This is a genomic window from Acidobacteriaceae bacterium, assembly GCA_035944135.1.
GTDB lineage: Bacteria > Acidobacteriota > Terriglobia > Terriglobales > Acidobacteriaceae > Granulicella.
Genome location: DASZBM010000008.1, coordinates 145,862 through 163,402 on the forward strand (window position 1 = coordinate 145,862; position 17,541 = coordinate 163,402).

Annotated in this window: 12 protein-coding genes; 6 read left to right on the forward strand and 6 right to left on the reverse strand. The window is 61.8% G+C overall.

The features are described from left to right. Position 1: 1 nt before the first annotated feature. From VGU25_13215 to VGU25_13230, 4 genes are all read left to right on the forward strand, one after another. Positions 2-1,813, forward strand: a complete 1,812-nt coding sequence (locus VGU25_13215) for a TonB-dependent receptor (protein HEV2578161.1) — start codon at positions 2-4, stop codon at positions 1,811-1,813. Between the two features lie 155 nt (positions 1,814-1,968). Next, positions 1,969-2,814, forward strand: a complete 846-nt coding sequence (locus VGU25_13220; GenBank protein HEV2578162.1) for an SPFH domain-containing protein — start codon at positions 1,969-1,971, stop codon at positions 2,812-2,814. Further along, positions 2,814-3,365: a hypothetical protein gene (locus VGU25_13225; protein ID HEV2578163.1), complete on the forward strand. Its 552-nt coding sequence runs from the start codon at positions 2,814-2,816 to the stop codon at positions 3,363-3,365. The genes VGU25_13220 and VGU25_13225 overlap by 1 nt, the downstream gene beginning before the upstream one ends. Positions 3,366-3,452: 87 nt before the next feature. Then, positions 3,453-3,980: an SRPBCC family protein gene (locus tag VGU25_13230; protein ID HEV2578164.1), complete on the forward strand. Its 528-nt coding sequence runs from the start codon at positions 3,453-3,455 to the stop codon at positions 3,978-3,980. A 5-nt stretch (positions 3,981-3,985) separates the two neighbouring features. Here VGU25_13230 and VGU25_13235 read toward each other — a convergent pair whose 3' ends face one another. The 3 genes from VGU25_13235 to VGU25_13245 all read right to left on the reverse strand — a co-directional run bounded on the left by VGU25_13235 (position 3,986) and on the right by VGU25_13245 (position 10,669). Next, on the reverse strand, positions 3,986-6,535 hold the full coding sequence (locus VGU25_13235; GenBank protein HEV2578165.1) for a PAS domain S-box protein: 2,550 nt from the start codon (positions 6,533-6,535) through the stop codon (positions 3,986-3,988). A 115-nt stretch (positions 6,536-6,650) separates the two neighbouring features. Then, positions 6,651-7,196 (reverse strand): nuclear transport factor 2 family protein, encoded by a 546-nt coding sequence (locus VGU25_13240; GenBank protein HEV2578166.1) that lies wholly within the window; start codon positions 7,194-7,196, stop codon positions 6,651-6,653. Between the two features lie 56 nt (positions 7,197-7,252). Beyond that, positions 7,253-10,669, reverse strand: coding sequence for a PDZ domain-containing protein (locus tag VGU25_13245; GenBank protein ID HEV2578167.1), 3,417 nt, complete (start codon positions 10,667-10,669; stop codon positions 7,253-7,255). Positions 10,670-10,784: 115 nt separating this feature from the next. Here VGU25_13245 and VGU25_13250 point away from each other — a divergent pair, with 115 nt between their 5' ends. Next, entirely contained in the window at positions 10,785-12,224 is a 1,440-nt protein-coding gene (locus tag VGU25_13250; protein ID HEV2578168.1) for a cation:dicarboxylase symporter family transporter, read from the forward strand. Positions 12,225-12,233: 9 nt separating this feature from the next. Here VGU25_13250 and VGU25_13255 read toward each other — a convergent pair whose 3' ends face one another. Next, positions 12,234-13,277 carry an alpha/beta hydrolase gene (locus tag VGU25_13255; protein ID HEV2578169.1) on the reverse strand — a complete coding sequence of 348 codons (1,044 nt, stop codon included), beginning with the start codon at positions 13,275-13,277 and terminating at the stop codon, positions 12,234-12,236. Between the two features lie 144 nt (positions 13,278-13,421). Here VGU25_13255 and dxs point away from each other — a divergent pair, with 144 nt between their 5' ends. Then, complete coding sequence (gene dxs, locus VGU25_13260; protein HEV2578170.1) at positions 13,422-15,296, forward strand: 1-deoxy-D-xylulose-5-phosphate synthase; 1,875 nt, start codon at positions 13,422-13,424, stop codon at positions 15,294-15,296. A 94-nt stretch (positions 15,297-15,390) separates the two neighbouring features. Here the strand turns inward: dxs and VGU25_13265 are convergent, their stop codons facing one another. Next, the gene (locus VGU25_13265) at positions 15,391-15,831 is read right to left on the reverse strand and encodes an SRPBCC domain-containing protein (GenBank protein ID HEV2578171.1); all 441 of its coding nucleotides are present in this window, start codon (positions 15,829-15,831) and stop codon (positions 15,391-15,393) included. 23 nt (positions 15,832-15,854) lie between these two features. Then, entirely contained in the window at positions 15,855-17,516 is a 1,662-nt protein-coding gene (gene pgm, locus VGU25_13270; protein HEV2578172.1) for a phosphoglucomutase (alpha-D-glucose-1,6-bisphosphate-dependent), read from the reverse strand. Between the last annotated feature and the right edge of the window lie 25 nt (positions 17,517-17,541).

The window sequence follows — 17,541 nt, forward strand, 5'->3', positions numbered from 1 at the left end:
CATGCAACAACGTTTTTGCTCTTTGTTACTTCTCCTGGCTGCTGCCGCATCCGCACAGCAGAGCGCTCCGCCTGTTTCCGCGCCTGTTCCGCAGACCGTCACCGTCACTGCGACAGTCCCGCCTATCCCTCTCTCGGAATCGGATCGTTCAGTCGAGACCATCGATACGCGAGAGCAATCACTGCTGATTCCAAGTGCAGTTGATTTCCTCCGCGCCGACTCATCGCTCGATGTGCAGGCGCGCGGTCCGGTTGGCGTGCAGGCTGATCTCTCGATCCGTGGAACTACGTTTGAGCAGTCGTTGATTCTGCTCGACGGCCTGCGCGTGAATGACCCCGAGACAGGGCATTTGAACCTTGACATCCCAGTGCCGCTGGATGCGATTTCGCGGATCGAAGTTCTGCATGGATCGGGATCGACGTTCTATGGCTCGGATGCGATTGGCGGCGCGGTCAATCTCGTTACCACGCGGCCAGATCATGTAAGTGTCATTGCGCGATCGGGCGCAGGGAACTACGGATCGCTCGAGCAGCATCTCCGTGCGGACTATAGCCGATCACGTTTTTCCGAACAGCTTAGCGGCAGCCGCGAGACCTCCGATGGCTTCATGCCGGACCGGAACTATTCGAGCAACGCTCTGGCGTCAGAGAGCTGGCTGAACCTTTTCGGAAAGAACACCAGCGACATTCTCCTGGGTGCAAGCGATCGTCCGTATGGTGCGAACCAGTTCTATGGACCGTACGATTCGTGGGAACGCACGAAAGGCTGGTTTGCTGCGATTCAACAGCGGCTTGGAGAGAATACTTCAGCGTCGTTTGCTTATCGCCGGCACACTGATCTGTTCGTGCTCCTGCTGGATGATCCGAATTACTATCGCAACAATCACGTGACGGGCGCGTGGCAAGGCGCACTCCGCCGCGCAGATTCGTTCAGCACAAACACCACGTTCTCGTATGGACTTGAAGCGAACGGCGATTCGATTGCGAGCACAAACCTGGGCCATCATGCGCGCAATGAGGGCGCGGGATATGCGAATCTCTCGCTTCGCTCGTTGAAGCAGTTCTCATTGAGCATTGGAGCGCGCGAACAGATATTTTCCGGTGGCGATTCCGTATTCTCGCCTTCGCTTGCCGCGGCTTACAGCATCACATCCACGCTGCGGGCGCGTGCGTCTGTAGGTCACGGCTATCGGCTTCCCACTTATGTTGATCTTTACTACTCGGACCCGACGACGATTGGAAATCCGAACCTGAAACCTGAATCATCGTGGAGCTATGAGGGCGGACTCGACTGGAGTCCTTCGAAGGCCCCCCTCACGCTGACTGCAACAGGATTCAGTCTGCATCAGAAGAATGGGATCGACTATTCCAAGTACGATCTTTCGAAACCATGGCAGGCGACCAATGTTGCGAACTTCGCCTACAACGGAGCTGAGGCTGACCTGCATCTTCGGCTTCCGGCGTCGCAGCAACTTCAGCTGAGCTATACGGCTGTGCAGGCGACCTCGCCGCCGCCCGGCCTGATTTCGGAGTATGCCTTCAACTATGCTGCGCAGAGTGCGCTGATCGGATGGACGGCGCAGCTACCGGCGCAGATCATTGCACGCACGCAGCTTGCGGTTGTTCAGAAGACGACACAATCGCCCTACCCGCTTTGGGACGTGGCTTTCGCGCGCAGGTCGGGTAGAGTTCGACCGTATCTGCGCGTGCTGAATCTGACCAACACGAGCTATGAGGAGATCCCCGACGTCCCGTTGCAAGGCCGGACGATCATGGCTGGACTCGAATTCGATTGGTCCCCTCGCCATCGATGACTAAAGTTTGAGCATTCGGAAAGAGATTGTTGCCACTGTTGCGGCGAGGCTCTATCGTTGGCGTGCACCGAAAACATGAACTTGTTCGTTGCGAAATATTCTCGCAACGGATGCTACGAGCGTTGCATTCACCGTAAAGGAAGAAAGATCGTTCCATGGCTATCGCACGTCAAGTCATCACCTCTCTTATGTCCGATGGGACCGACATGCTCGGGACCACGATGCTCGCAGTGAAGATTGCTGACGAGTCGATTGTTTCCGGGTCTCTGCTAACTGTTGAGTCGAATCACTTCTGCATTTTGAAGTCGCGCGGCGCGGTGCTGAATGTTTACGAGACCGGCCAGTACGCGATTCAAACGCCGGACAAACCGCTGCTGGGCTCGATCGCGCAAGGCTTCTTCGGCGGGAATTCGCCGTGGGTTTACGAGGTCATTTACATCAACCGGTCGAAGCTGCTGATTCGCAGCCAGGGTGTTGCGACCTCGGCCGAGATGGCGGAGATGGCGTACCAGGTTGACTACTACATTCACGTCGATTCGAAGCAGGCGGCGCTGGATCTGATGACGCATCTTCCGTTCAACGGCAATGTCATCGACATCAAAGAGGTCGCGGATTATGCGGGCCCGGCGATTGAGCAGGCGATTAACCAGGTTGTGCAAGTGACGAAGATGGAAGACATCAACGAGCACATTCAAGAGATTCGCGAGCTCGCGAAGCAGCACCTGACAGACTTCCTCGCGACGTACGGAATCACGCTGAACGATCTGAAGATCCTGATTGTGCCGAAGGATGAGCGCATGCGCGAGCTGATCTCGCTGCAGGCGATTGGGCTGTCGCCGATTGAGGCTGTGCGCTACTATCTCGCGCTTCGGATGGCGGAGAAGGGACTTGTCTCGGCGCCGAATGCGGCGGCGGGCGTGGCGTTCCAGATCGGCGGACCGACCGGCGGATTTTATCCGGTGGATGCGGGCACGAATGGGCAAGCGCAAGGAACGAAGTGATGGCGCTGGATTTTTATGACGCGGGCACTCTCCGGCAGATTGCGACGAATCTGTTTTATGGATGGGGCTACAACTTTTACAAGCGAGAGAACCAGCTTCGCGCGGACGATCAGCTCGTCCGCGCGAAGGCTGGATGGATATTGAGCAATGCTGCGGCGAGCGTGCGTGCGGCAGAGGGTGAGTATCGCCGCGAGTTTCTGCCGGCGCCGAGCAGAGCGAAGCCGTTTCCCGATGCGGCAGCGGTGAGCGGGGCGCAAGAACTGGAGCGGCTCGCGAAGGATATTAGCGCGGTTGCGAACCGGTTGGCAGAGCTGCCGGTTCCGGAGAACGATCGCATGACGCAGCGCTTTCGTGAGGAGGCGCCGACGCTGCAGGCGCTGATCGCGCTGGACGAACAACTTGTCGGTCAGTGCGAGTTGCTGCGGTCATCGCTGGAAAAGCGCGATGGAGCGTGGATCGTCGAGAAGATGGACGAGATTCGCCGAGGTCTGGAGGCGATCGACGCGACGCTGATGAAACGGCAGGCGCTGCTGCTGAGCAAGTCGCAGTAAGTGCCCCCGCGAAGTGTCGCTGCACGAGAATTGCCAACCGCGAGCACATTTTTACTAGACTGGCTCAGCTATTCATAGGAGCGAGTCATGTGGAAGCTGTTGGGCGTGATTGTTGTCGTCGCAGTCATTGCAATTTTGCTTTTGGCTGCAATGAAACCGGCGACGTTCCACGTCGAGCGATCGACGACGATTGCCGCTACGCCGGAGAAGATCCAGCCGCTGGTCGATGACTTTCACAACTGGGACCAGTGGTCACCGTGGGCGCACCTCGACCCGAACATGCATGTGACCTATAGCGGCGCGACGGCTGGTCCGGGCGCTGTGTACGAGTGGCAGGGCAACAGCAAGGTGGGCAAGGGACGCATGGAGATCCTTGCGGCCGAACCGACAGCGACCTCAATCAAGCTTGATTTCCTGCAACCGTTCGAGAGTCATAATCATTCGAACTTCGTGCTTCAGCCGGAGGGGAATGCTACGCGCGTGACGTGGAGCATGGATGGGCCAAACACATTCACCAGCAAGCTGATGAGCGTCTTCGTCTCAATGGACAAGATGATCGGCAAGGACTTCGAGGCCGGACTTGGAAACCTGAAGTCGGCTGCCGAGCGATCGTAGATTCTTCAGCCGAGGTGGCTGCTGGGCCGTGTCGGCAACGTGAAATGGAAGGTTGAGCCTTCGCCCAGCGTGCTCGTGGCCCAGATGTGACCGCCGTGCTGCTGTACGATGCTGCGACAGATGGCGAGCCCAAGCCCGGTGCCGCCCATAGCGCGTGAGTCAGACGCATCCACCTGTTTGAAGCGATCGAAGATCTGCTGCAGCTTGTCCGTGGGGATGCCGCGCCCGTGGTCCTCGACCTCGATGAGCGCCTCATCCGGTGTGACGTAGTGGGCGGTGAGCCGGATCTCGCTTGGAATCGTGGAGGCCTGCGGCGAAAACTTGATCGCGTTCGAGAGCAGGTTGTTCAGCGTCTGCAGGATGCGGTCGGGGTCTGCCCATACAGTCACGTTGTTGGGCTCGATGGTGAAGCGGATGTTGGCCCGCTGGGCTGCGCTCTGCTGCTGCTGCGTCGCGCGCCTGAAGAGGTCGTCGACCGAAGTTTGCGCGAAGTGCAGCTCCGCCTTGCCGGAGCCGATGCGCTCGAGATCGAGAATGTCGTTGACCAGCCGCACGAGGCGGTCTGTGTTGCCGAGCGCGATCTCCATCATCTGGCGCATCTTCTCGGGCCGAGCGTTCAGCGCGCCGCCGGAGACGAGGCCGAGTGCGGCGCGCAGTGAGGTAAGCGGTGTGCGCAACTCATGCGAAACCGTGGAAATGAACTCGTCCTTCATGCGGTCGAGTGCGTTGCGCTCGCTGATATCGGTGAACGCGACGACGACGCCGACGGCGCGGCCGCGCTGATCGTGCGAGAGATCCATCGCGTGCGAATCGAACGCGGACAGCTCATGCGAATCCGCAAGTGAACCATGCTCTGCGGCGGATTTCCCGCCAAACCACCCGCCCTGACGCTTTCCGGGTTCAATCAGTTCGGCAGGCTCGAGCTCACCGGCTTCGATCTGCGGACGCGCCACATACTCGACAGGGAAGCCGGTGCCGTCCTTCCGCCAGAAGACCTCGTTTGCGATGCGCACCGTGGAGAGGTGCGTGAGGCTCGCCTGAATCGGACTCTCTTCTATCGGGTATGGAGATCCGTCCAGCTTCGTGTGGTGAATCAGGTCGTGCATATTGCGGCCGAGGATCTCTTCCTGCTTGTAGCCGAGCATCTGCGCCGCTGCAGGATTTACGAGCGTGATGCGGCCTTCGAGGTCCAGCGCAAAGATGCCGTCGCCCACGGATTCGAGCACCGAGTTACTCTGCCGGCTGAGCGTATCGAGCTGCGCCTCCGCACGAATCTGCTCCGTGATATCGACACCGAAGCCGAGCACGTAGCGCTCACCGTCAACCGGCGCAACCACGCGGTTGCGATACGCGAAGGCTCTCTCGTCCCCGCGCGCATTCACCAGATGAAACAGCCCCTGCGCCTCGCCCTTCGCACGCAGCTCTTCGAAGTAACGTTCGAGCACACTGCGGCGCTCCGGCTCCATAAAATCCTGCAGGCTCTTGCCGACAACCTGCTGCACGGTGAAGCCCAGCCCTGACGCGCCGTGCTCATTGATCGTGAGGACCTTGCCCTCCATATCATGTGTGCAGACCAGGCCGAGCGATCCTTCAACGATCTGGCGATACCGCGCTTCGCTCTCGCGGATGGCAGTTTCGGCGACGCGCTGAACGGTGACGTCGATACCGGTGGCGATGACGAACGCGACCTGTCCGTGCGAATCAAGCATCGCGGTTGCGGACCACGAGATCCGGCGGCGCACGCCATCGGCCGACAGCCAGTAGTTCTCGTAGGTAGTCGGGAACTGCCCGTTGATAATGCGCTGAAAGTTGTCGACGTACTCCGGAATTTCGTCCTTCGGGATCAACCGCTCCCAGGCGAACTTGCCGATAAGGTCCGAAGACTGATAGCGGGAGATGATTTCGCAGGCCCGATTGAAGCGCACAATGCGCCCGGCGGTATCAAAGACGACGACCAGCGCGCCCACCGTGTCGAGCACGGCGGAGACGAAATTGCGTTCCACTGTAAGTGCCGACTCGACGCGCTGGCGCACGCGCGAGGACTGGCTTATGTCCCGAACACGCCGCGCGAGCTCGAGCCGGGTCGTAACGAGATTGGCAAGGGATTCGAGCGCCTCCAGCTGTTGGCCCGTCAGCTTGCGCGCGGAGGAGTCGAGCACCAGGACGCAACCGATGGCGACCCCTTCCGGTGTGGAGATCGGAGCTCCGGCATAGAAGCGATACCGCTTGTCGCCGAGAGGAATTCCATGCGGCGCGTACTCGGGGTCCCGCCGGGCGTCGGGTATCTGATACAGCCCGTCGCCATTGATTGTGGTTTCGCAGGGAAAGGTGCGCCGCGGCGCCGAGGTCTGCTCAATGCCATAGCGGCCGACGATCAGCACCTCGTGGCGATCGATAACCGTGACTGCCCCTATCGGCGCGTTGCATACGTGCGCTGCCAGGCGGGCAATGTCGTCCAGCGCGGAGTCGTGCGGGGCCTCGCGAAGATCGTAGTGGCTCAGAGCCTCAAGGCGAGGCTGCTCAAGCGTCGAGTTTAGTGGGGTCAGCTCGATCATGCTACGTATCCGAGAATACGAATTGTGCGTGGGGGAGGACGTCCCACTTTCGCGCCAAGCCGCGAACGTTGGGTCAAGGCAACTCTTTCTGAAAGAGCGGTTTCTGTGGATTTCCTTAGGGTTGCGACACCGCCGGAGGAGCATCGTTCGCACTCGCATCCAGGGCGACTTTCCAGCGGCCGTTTACCTTCTTCCAGAACGTGATATACCGCCCCGAGGACGTTATCGGCTGCCCCTTCGGATCCTGGCCCTTGGCCTCATAATGGCCCCAAGTAAAGCCCGTGTCGCCGGCCGGTCCCATCTGCGCCCCCTCGGGATACCAGGAGAGCTGATAGGACTTCGGGTCCCAGTTGGCCTGCGCTGCAATGGCCGGCTGCCCCTGCACCGCGGGTTGGCCGTTGTTCAGCGTCACGGCATCGTCAGCAAACCACGACGCAAACGCCTTCCCGCCACCCTTGGCGACGTCGTTCGCGAAGTCGCCCTCGAGCTTCATGAGTTCCAGCGCCCCGGCCGAGATCTTCGTCGTCGGCAGCGGGATCAGCGTGTGCCTGTCCGCCGGAACCGGCGCAGGCATGGACGGCTGCTGCGCGGCGGCGGCCGGGACCAGGAGAGCGAGACCGAGCGGGAGCGAAGAGAGCCGGGCGGCGAACGTACGAGACATGCAGAAAGTCTACTTCCGTTCGCCGGACTTCATCGAGTGGGGGCCGCGTCAGCGAGTTACTGCGCCTGGTGGTAGTTCGGGTACGCCGGCCGATGCGGCTCCGCCGGCGGATTCTGCTTTAGCTGCTCCAGGGCAACGGCCACCGCCTTCTCGAGCTGCGGATCGTGTCCCTCGGCAACCGCCTTCGGGTCCTGCTCGACCGAGATGTCCGGTTCGACCCCGTGGTTCTCGACGTCCCACTGGCCGGCGGGCGAGAAGAACGCCACGCTCGGACTGGTGACCTCGCCGCCATCCATCAGGACGGGGATCTGTCCGATGCCGACCAATCCGCCCCAGGTGCGCTTGCCGACGAGCGTGCCCAGGTGGTCGTGCTTGAACAGCCACGGCAGAGCGTCGCCGCCCGAGCCAGCCGACTCGTTCGCAATCATCACCTTTGGCCCGTAGATGCCGGCATTCGGCGTGTGTTCGATCGCACCATACCGCGGCGACCAGTAGGCCTCCACCTGCCGGGCGAGCACTTCGATGATGTAGTCCGCGACCTGTCCGCCGCCGTTGTATCTCTCGTCGACGATCACGCCCTCCTTGTTGGTCTGGGCCATGAAATAGCGATTGAAGTTCGTGAATCCACCGGCGCCTGTGTCCGGTAAATAGACATACGCCAGCTTTCCGCCGGAGAGTTGATCGACCTTGCGGCGGTTGGCGTCGATCCAATCCGCATTGCGAAGCTGCAGCTCGTTAGCGACGGGAGTGACGGTGATGTCGCGCGCGCCGTCTCCGTTCGCCGCGCCGATGTGTAGCGTCACGGCGTGGCCGGACGTACCTTCGAGCGGCTCCTGGATGTCCGTCGCCGCAGTCAGGTTCTGCCCATTGATTGCGAGAATGCAGTCGCCCGCGTGCACATTCAGCCCGGGTTGCGCGAGCGGCGCCTTCACCGTCGGCGACCACGTGCCGCCGGTGTAGATCTTGGCTATGCAATAGCGATCGTTCTTGATCGTGTAGTCGGCGCCCAGCAAGCCACCCGGCACCCGCTGCGCCTCGGGGATCGCGCCGCCATGCCCGCGCAGATGCCCGACGGAGAAACCAGTCAGCATCTCCTGGAAGATGTAGTTGAGGTCCGCGCGCGAGGCGATGGAATCGACATACGGCTCGAAGCGCTGCTCCTCCTCGACCGTGTTCACGCCGTGGTAGTGCGGGTCGTAGAAGTAAGCGCGCTCAATGCGCCACACCTCGTGGTACATCTGCCTCCACTCGGCCTGCGGATCGACCTTCACCTGCAGATCGTCAATCTTCACCGCGCCATCACCGGGCTTTACCGGCGCAGTCGCGGAGACGATGAAGAGCTTCGGCGCCGAAGGAGCGGCACCGCCTGCAGGTGGCTCTGCGCCTTCTTCAGGAGTGCCCATACGCAGCAGCATCTTCTCGCCGTCGGCTGAGATCTCGTAGCTCTCTACATGCTCGGCCAGCTTTTCCGTCTTGCGGCCCTCCAGCACAAAGCGGCTCAGCGTGTTGTCTCCGCCACCACCGAAGCGCCGCGATCCCGTCGTCTCGACGAAGTAGACGGTGCCCGGCTTGCCCGCTGAAAGATCGCTGTAATTGCGCGGCGGCAGCGGCAGCGGAGCCATGCGTCCGGCAATCGTCTCCAGGCTCGCACCTGCGATGTCGATATCGGTCGGCTTCGGTGGAGTGGGCTTCTGCGGCAGCGTTGGATGCTGCGTTGCTTCCTTGTTCTCCTCAGCAGTCGCGCCCGCGGGCGTGACGTCGGCGTTTTCCTTCGCCTTCTCCTTCACCTCCGCCGGAGCCTTTTCGTCATCGCTCTCTGGCGCCACAGGCGAGAGCGTCTTCGCAGAAAGCGCGAGCGAGTAAATCGAGCTCGTCACGGTGTACAGGTCGCTCGTCATGTCGAGGCCGGCCTCCGTCGCGCCCTCGTTGTTGCTCGCTAGGAAGTACATGTACTTGCCGTTGCGGTCGAACGCCGGCGTGTGCGCGTCCGCCATGTCGTCGGTCAACTGCGTCGACGTGCCCTTGTCCACCGAGTACAGAAACAGCGAGTGCAAATGGTTCGGCATCGAGCGCGGATAGACCAGCCACTTCGAATCCGGCGACCACGCAATTGCATGGGTTTCATTCGAGAACCCGCCAAAGACATTCGGCTCGCCGATCTGCGTGAGCTTGCCGCTCGTCGTGTCCAGCAGAAAACGCCGCATGCGGTTGTCGTAAAACGTAATCAGCTTCGAGTCGGGCGACCACACGGGCTCGAAGTAGTACGCGGGTTCCGGCGCCAGCGCAAACTTCTTCACCGCGCCCGCGCCTGTTTGCGAGACGACGTGCAGGTGATACAGCGCGGGCTTGCCATCGGCGCTCGGCTCATCGGAAAAGAACGCGATGGACTGCCCATCCGGCGACCACGCGGGCCCGCGCTCCATCACGCCCGGCGAGTTCGTCAGGTTGCGCACCAGCCCATTCTTCGTGGGCACTGTAAGGATTTCGCCGTGCGCCTCCACCGCGATGCGCAGCGCCGTCGGTGACAGCGACATGTGCTCAATCTCGGTCGCGACCTTCACAAAGTGCGAACGCACATCTGGCAAATCGCCCGTAACGTCGATGTCCACCAGATGCGGCTGTCCGCCCGGCTCCATCGTGTACAGCTCGCCCAGCCGGTCGAAGACCAGCGTATGCCCGTCGCTCGCCAGCGAGTGAATGTCCGACCCGGTGCTCTGATACACCTCGGCCACGGCCTTGCTCGACGCGTCGTAGCTGTAGATCGAAATCAGCCCCTTGCGCCCCGAGAGGAAATAGAGCTTGCCGTCAGCCCACGTCGACGAATAGTCCGCAGAAGTCTCGTGCGGGACCTCGACAGACTCCAGTCCTGGCAGCGTCGTAATCCAGATCGCCGGCGCCAGTCCGCCGTGATAATTGCCCCACGAGACAAACGTCGTGAAGTTGAACGCCGAGCCCGGCCCCAGCGGGTTGTATGCGATCCGCGACCCATCCGGCGAGAGCTCTCCCGTGTACGCAGTCGGCAGCGGAAGCACCTTCTCCACGCCGCCTTCCGCCGGCACCTCGAAGAGTTGCGTGTAGCGGCTCGCCGCATCGCGGTTCGACCGAAACACAATGCTCTTGCCATCCGGCGTCCATCCCACCGCGACATCCGCCGCCGGATGATACGTGATGCGCTTCGGAATTCCGCCCGTCGTTGGAATCGTGAACACGTCCGTGTTGCCGTCATACTCGCCGGTGAACGCGATGGTCTTTCCATCAGGAGAAAAGACCGGCTGGCTCTCGATGCCCACGCCGGTCGTCAGGCGCGAGGCACGTCCGCCAGACCGCGGCACCGTCCACAGATCGCCCGCATAGCTGAACGCAATCAGATCTCTGCTGATCGCGGGCTGCTCGAGGATGTGCGGATGAGGATCGGCGGCGAAGGACGGAATGGAGCACAACGAAACGGCGAGACTGAGAACAGCAAGACGCAAGCGCACAGGCTTCTCTCCCGGAAGGGTTTCAGGTGTGCCGCTATCCTACACGCAACCTCTGCGCTGCATCGCAGACGCCCGCGGCATATCGGGACATTGATATCCTTCCCGAACGATGTCCAAAGACCCCGGCTCAACTGGCTCACTGGCCGCACGTCCGCCTCGCGGCCGGCGCGCCGCTCTCCGCGAAACCACTGCGCTCATCGCGGGTATCGTCTGCTATTGCGCCGGCATTATCCTCGCCGCGCTGCACGGACCGCATACCGCCGCGCTCGTCCTTCGCTGCCTCGGAGTTCTCGCGCTGCTGGTCTTCGCCACACTGCGCCGCAGCCTCTCCGTCTGGATGTTTGTCGCGATGGTGGCGGGAGCCGAGCTCGGCTTCGACGCGCCCAAATTCGCCGTTCAACTGCGCGTCCTCTCCGACATCTTCCTGCGCCTGATTCAATGCGTTGTCGCTCCGCTCATCTTCGCCATGCTGGTCGTCGGCATCGCCAGCCACGGCGATCTCAAGAGCGTCGGCCGCATGGGCATCAAGTCCATCGTTTACTTCGAACTTGTCACGACCGTCGCGCTCTTCATAGGCCTGCTTGCGATCAACATCAGCAAGGCCGGCGTAGGGCTGGCATTCACTCCCGGCAGCATCGCGCCGCAGGCTACCCCTCCGCCCACGCACTGGAACGACTTCCTCATCCACATCTTTCCGGAAAACTTCGCCAAGAGCGTCGCCGAAGGCCAGATCCTGCAGGTCGCCGTCTTCTCCATTCTCTTTGCCATCGCGCTTGCGCTGGTGCAGGAGTCCAAACGCGCGCCCATGCTGCGCTTCTGCGAAAGCCTCGCCGAGGTGATGTTCCGCTTCACCAACATCGTCATGTATTTCGCGCCGCTCGGTGTCGCGGGCGCGATGGCCTTCACGGTCGGCGGCCTCGGCCTCGGTGTGCTCGTCAATGTCGGCAAGCTTGTGCTGACGCTGTTCGTCGCGCTCACGGTCTTTGGCTTCGGCGTCTTGTTGCCGGTCGCTCTGCTCTTCCGCATCCCCGTCATGGGATTCCTGCGCGCCGTCGCCGAGCCCGCAACCATCGCCTTCGCCACAGGCGCCAGTCAGGCAGCCCTGCCCAGCGCCATGGAGCAGATGGAGGCCTTCGGTGTTCCTCGCCGCATCGTGGCCTTTGTCATTCCGGCGGGCTACAGCTTCAACCTCGACGGCACAACGCTCTATCTCGCCGTAACCTCAATCTTCATCGCGCAGGCCGGCGGCATTCACATGTCCATCGCGCAGCAACTCATCATGATGCTCACGCTCATGCTGACGAGCAAAGGCGTCGCCGGCGTTCCGCGTTCCATGTTCGTCATCCTGCTCGGCACGGTGTCGACCTTCCATCTTCCCGTCGAACCACTCTTCGTTCTTCTCGGAGTCGACACGATCATGGATATGGCGCGCACCACCGTGAACGTCGTCGGCAACTGCCTCGCCAGCGTAGTTGTGGCGAGATCAGAGCACACCTTCCGCACCGAGCAGCCCAGCCCGGCCGCGCTGGAAGCTGCGATCGACGCCTGAGTAATTGACTTACAGGCAGTTCGGATTTTCAGGCGCGCCGGCGGGAGTTGTCGGCGCGGGCGCAGGTCTTCCAATCGCCAGCTGATGCGCAGGGCAGGGTTGAGGCGTCGCCGGTCCCTGCGTCTGCGCAAATTCCCCGTTTCGTCCCTGCAGCATTCCGATGCGTCGCAGCCAATCGGTTGCCGTGTGCGTCCAGTGCTCCTCGGGGAAACCCACCGGGCGCACGCCAAAGCCATGTCCGCCCGTTGCGTACAGATGCAGCTCCGCCGGAATACCTGCATCCTTCAACGCGCGGTAGTACACCAGCGAGCTGTCGATGTACGTCCTGTCATTCTCCGCCTGCACCATGAACGTCGGCGGCGTCCTGGAATTCGGAGTCAGGTTTTGATCAAGCTGTGTCCCATTCGGCCCGGCCGACAGATACGCCGGATAGCCGAGGATCGCAAACTCCGGGCGCGCGCTGATGCTCGTATCGACATCCTTCGCCGCGGGCGTGCTTTCCACACTCTTATCGTCGAAGTGATTCGACAGCGCCACAGCGAGATGCCCGCCTGCCGAGAACCCGATCACTCCGATCCTCGCCGGATTGATGTGCCACTCCGCTGCATGCGCACGCGCCATCCGCATCGCCTGCTGCGCGTCTTCAAGGTCCGCTGGATTCTCCGGATAATGCCCCGTCTCCGGCACCCGATACTTCACCAGCACGCACGCCATGCCAATCGAGTTCAGCCAGTGGCAGACGTCAATTCCTTCGCCGTCCCACGCCAGCCGACGGTACCCTCCGCCCGGAAACACAACGGCTGCAGACGTAACTCCCATCGAATGTTGCGGAAGGAAAACTGTCAACGTAGGCTCCGTAACATTCGTCAAACGTGCTGTACGGTGTCCGTTGATCAGGGCGTCCTGATCGGTCGTCACATCCTTCTCCGGCTCCGTCGTCTGCGGAGGTTCCGGCGTGCCATGCGGCCATAGCGGGAGGACGGTTTGCGCGTGAATCAAGCCAGCGCCGGCAAGTTGCAGAGACAACACAATCCCAAGGGCCGTGACCTTCATGGCAGCCATGCTACCGCAACCACAACTGCCCGTGTCGGGTTTAACGTCTCATGGTTGATACACTGAGAAGTCGGTGCGCTGACGTCAAAACGGAGCCATCAGCTCCCAAGATTGAGCCATCAGCCCGGCACGAAATAGGTTCCAATGAGCGAGTACCTGAGCAGGATCAAGTCCCCGGCAGATGTTAAACGGCTTGGATTAATAGAGTTAGAACGCCTCGCCGAAGAGATCCGCGAACGCCTCATCACCGGCGTCGCCAAGACGGGCGGGCATATCGGGCCGAACCTCGGCGTGGTCGAGCTGACCATCGCCATGCACTACGTGTTCGACACCCCCCGCGACAGCTTCGTCTTCGACGTCTCGCACCAGAGCTACGTCCACAAGCTGCTCACCGGCCGCGAATCCCGCTTCGACACCATCCGCCAGCCCGGCGGCCTCAACGGCTTCATGCTCCGCACCGAGAGTGAGCACGACTGCTTCGGCGCCGGTCACGCAGGCACCGCGCTCTCCGCCGCTCTCGGCATGGCCGTCGCGCGTGACATGGCCGGCGGCCACGAACACATCGTCGCGCTCGCCGGCGACGCCGCCTTCACCAACGGCATCAGCTTCGAGGCGCTCAACAACATCGCTGCTCAAACGAAGCGCATGATCATCGTGCTCAACGACAACGAGTGGTCCATCGACAAGAACGTCGGTGCCATCGCCGAGTACCTGCACAAGGTCGCCACCAGCGCCACCTGGATCAACCTGCACGACCGCGCCACCGGCCTCGTCGAAAAGATCGGCGGCAAGGCCGCTCGCCACATCGTGCGCAAGGCAGAAGAAGCCGCCAAGGGCATCGTCGGCCGCGGCATGATCTTCGAAGAGTTCGGCCTCGACTACTTCGGCCCCATCGACGGCCACAATCTTCCGCTGCTCATCGAAACGTTCCGCGTGCTCAAGCAGCTCGATCGCCCCGTCATCCTGCACGCCATCACGCAGAAGGGCCGCGGCTTCCAACCCGCGCTCGAAAAGCAGAAGAAGTTCCACGGCCTCGGCCCCTACGATCCAGAGACCGGCGAAACCAAACCCACCGGCCAGAAGACCTACTCCGAAGTCTTCGCCGAGAGCCTCACCAAGCTCGCCGACTCGAACGACAAGGTCGTCGCCATCACTGCGGCCATGCCCAACGGCACCGCACTCGATCTCTTCCGCCCGCACCACCCCAATCGCTACTTCGATGTCGGCATCGCCGAGGAGCACGCCGTGCTCTTCGCCGCTGGCATGGCCACCAAAGGCTTCAGCCCGTTCTGCGCCATCTACTCCACGTTCCTGCAACGCGCCTTCGATCAGGTCGTCCACGACGTCGCCCTGCAGGAGCTCCCTGTCGTCTTCTGCATGGACCGCGGCGGCCTCTCCGGCGACGACGGCCCCACGCACCACGGCCTCTTCGACATCAGCTATCTGCGCGGCATCCCCAACATCATCCACATGGACCCCAAAGACGAAGACGAGCTGCAGGACATGATGTTCACCGCGCTGCAGCACAACGGCCCTAGCGCCATCCGCTACCCGCGCGGCGTCGGGCCCGGCACTCAAGTGAAAGCCCAGCCGCAAGCCCTCGAGATCGGCAGAGCTGAAGTCCTCCGCGACGGTTCGGACGTCGCCATCTTCTCGCTTGGCGGCATGCTTCCCGAAGCCGAGCGCCTCGCCGCAATGCTCCGCAACGAAGGCCAGAGCGTCGCCGTCATCAACGCGCGCTTCGCCAAGCCGCTCGATCACGAATGCGTCGCGCGCTACGCAAAACGCTGCCCCCTGCTCGTCACCTTCGAGGACCACGTCCTCGCTGGCGGCTTCGGCTCCGCCGTGCTCGAGTCGCTCGCAGAGCAGGGAATTGACACACCTGTCGTTCGTATCGGCTGGCCCGACCAGTTCATCGAGCACGGCAAGGTCGAATCCCTCCGCGCGAAGTACGGCCTCACCGCCGAGGCTGCCCTCGAGCGCGTCCGCCCGCATCTCCGCCACGCAGTGGGCGTCTGATCGAGTCAGCGCAGACGAAAACATGAAGGACCGCCACAACTTTCGTGGCGGTCCTTTGCGTTCCTTTGGGCCCTTTGCGTCAAAAGCTGCCGCATCAATGCGGCTTGAACGTCTTCCCCGTCTCAATCAGCGTCTTCATCCGCGAAAGAATTCGCGGCCATCCATCCGCCGTCGCCGCAGACGTCTTGTCCTCTTCCGCCCACCGATCATGCGTCACGACAACCTGCGTCGCCTCGCTCTCCTGCGTCAGCTCCACCGTCACGCGCGACGCTCTGCTGAAGTCGCCCATTGCAAACGTGTACTGAAGCAGCTTCGGCCGCTCCGCCTTGATCACCTCACCGCGAACAAACGTGACGTGCTTCCCATCCGGCCCCGTGCCCACCCAGTTCATCGACCCACCGGGCTTCAGTTCCGCCTCTAACGTCGCCCCCATAAACAACACACGGTTCGACTCGGCAGAAGTAAACCCCTCCCACACCTTCTCCGCCGGCGCGGCGATGTAGAACACAAATTCCAGCGGAGGCTGCTCAGCCATCTTAATCTCCTTCGGAGTGCTCTCTACCCCTTCAACGCCGCGCTCACCAGCGCCTTCGCCTCTTCCTGAATCCGCTTCAGATGCTCCTCGCCCTTGAAGCTCTCCGCATAAATCTTGTACACATCCTCCGTGCCGCTCGGCCGCGCCGCAAACCATCCTTCAGCCGTCGCCACCTTCAGGCCGCCGATCGCCGCCCCATTCCCCGGCGCCTCCGTCAGGATCGCCGTAATCGGATCGCCCGCCAGCGTCTTCGCCGTCACTTGCGAGGCTGAGAGCTTCGCAAGCTTTGCCTTCTCGTCCTTCGTGGCCGCTGCGTCGATCCGCTGATACACGGGCGCGCCATATCTCGCCGTCAACTGCCCATACAGCACACCCGGATCCTTGCCCGTCGTCGCCGTCATCTCCGCCGCAAGCAATCCGCAGATCAGCCCATCCTTATCCGTCGACCACACACTCCCATCACGCCGCAGGAAGCTCGCGCCCGCCGACTCCTCGCCGACAAACCCCAGTGTGCCATCCAGCAATCCATCCACGAACCACTTGAAGCCCACCGGCACCTCGAGCATCTTCCGCCCCAGCCCCTTCGCTACGCGGTCAATCATGCTCGACGACACCAGCGTCTTGCCAATCCCCACCTTCTCGCTCCACTCCGGCCGATGCATAAACAAATACTGAATGCACACCGCCAGATAATGATTCGGATTCAGCAGCCCCGAACTCCTCGTCACAATGCCGTGCCGATCATGGTCCGTGTCGCACGCCCACGCCACGTCATACTTGTCCTTCTTCGCAATCATCGACGCCATCGCAAACGGCGAGCTGCAGTCCATGCGAATGCGCCCATCCCAATCCAGCGTCATGAACCGGAACGTCGGATCGACATACTTATTCAGCACCTCGAGCGGCAGTTTGTACTGCTCCGCAATCCGCGGCCAGTAGTGCACGCCCGCGCCGCCCAGCGGATCCACCGCCAGCTTCAGCCCACTCGTGCGAATCGCCTCCATGTCCACCACGCTCGGCAACTCATCCACGTATGACCCGATGAAATCGAACTTCATCGTCGTCTCGGCCGAAACCGCACGGTGATACGCCAGCCGCTTCACGCCCTGCAGCTTCGCCGCAATCAGCTCATTCGCGCGATTCTCAATCCACTTCGTCGCCGTCGTGTCCGCCGGGCCGCCGCTCGGCGGGTTGTACTTGAAGCCGCCATCCTCCGGCGGATTGTGCGATGGCGTAATCACAATGCCATCGGCGCGCGGCGACTTAGGATCTGCATTGTGTTTCAAAATCGCGTGCGACAACGCAGGTGTAGGCGTATAGCCCAGGTCTCTATCAATCAGCACCTGCACGCCATTCGCCGACAGCACCTCGAGCGCGGTCGAGAACGCCGGCTCGCTCAGCGCATGCGTATCCTGCGCCAGAAACAGCGGTCCCGTCGTCTTCTCTTTCGCGCGATACTCGCAGATCGCCTGCGTGATCGCCAGAATATGCGCGTAGTTGAAGCTCGTCGTCAGCGACGATCCGCGGTGCCCGCTCGTCCCGAAGCTCACCCGCTCCGAAGGGTTCGCCACATCCGGATGCCGCGCATAGAACGCCGTAATCAGCCGTGGAACATTCACCAGCCGATCAGGTGAGGCAAGATGCCCCGGCGTATTCAATTCAGTATCAGCGGCAGTCGCGTTCATCGTCTCAGTAGGCATAGGTCACAAG

What these genes read in the sequence shown, in the direction of transcription:
- VGU25_13235 (HEV2578165.1), bottom strand. Translation starts at nt 6,535, where the DNA reads ATGATCGAGCTGACCCCACTAAACTCGACGCTTGAGCAGCCTCGCCTT.
- VGU25_13230 (HEV2578164.1), top strand. Translation starts at nt 3,453, where the DNA reads ATGTGGAAGCTGTTGGGCGTGATTGTTGTCGTCGCAGTCATTGCAATT.
- dxs (HEV2578170.1), top strand. Translation starts at nt 13,422, where the DNA reads ATGAGCGAGTACCTGAGCAGGATCAAGTCCCCGGCAGATGTTAAACGG.
- VGU25_13240 (HEV2578166.1), bottom strand. Translation starts at nt 7,196, where the DNA reads ATGTCTCGTACGTTCGCCGCCCGGCTCTCTTCGCTCCCGCTCGGTCTC.
- VGU25_13250 (HEV2578168.1), top strand. Translation starts at nt 10,785, where the DNA reads ATGTCCAAAGACCCCGGCTCAACTGGCTCACTGGCCGCACGTCCGCCT.
- VGU25_13215 (HEV2578161.1), top strand. Translation starts at nt 2, where the DNA reads ATGCAACAACGTTTTTGCTCTTTGTTACTTCTCCTGGCTGCTGCCGCA.
- VGU25_13255 (HEV2578169.1), bottom strand. Translation starts at nt 13,277, where the DNA reads ATGAAGGTCACGGCCCTTGGGATTGTGTTGTCTCTGCAACTTGCCGGC.
- VGU25_13265 (HEV2578171.1), bottom strand. Translation starts at nt 15,831, where the DNA reads ATGGCTGAGCAGCCTCCGCTGGAATTTGTGTTCTACATCGCCGCGCCG.
- pgm (HEV2578172.1), bottom strand. Translation starts at nt 17,516, where the DNA reads ATGAACGCGACTGCCGCTGATACTGAATTGAATACGCCGGGGCATCTT.
- VGU25_13220 (HEV2578162.1), top strand. Translation starts at nt 1,969, where the DNA reads ATGGCTATCGCACGTCAAGTCATCACCTCTCTTATGTCCGATGGGACC.
- VGU25_13225 (HEV2578163.1), top strand. Translation starts at nt 2,814, where the DNA reads ATGGCGCTGGATTTTTATGACGCGGGCACTCTCCGGCAGATTGCGACG.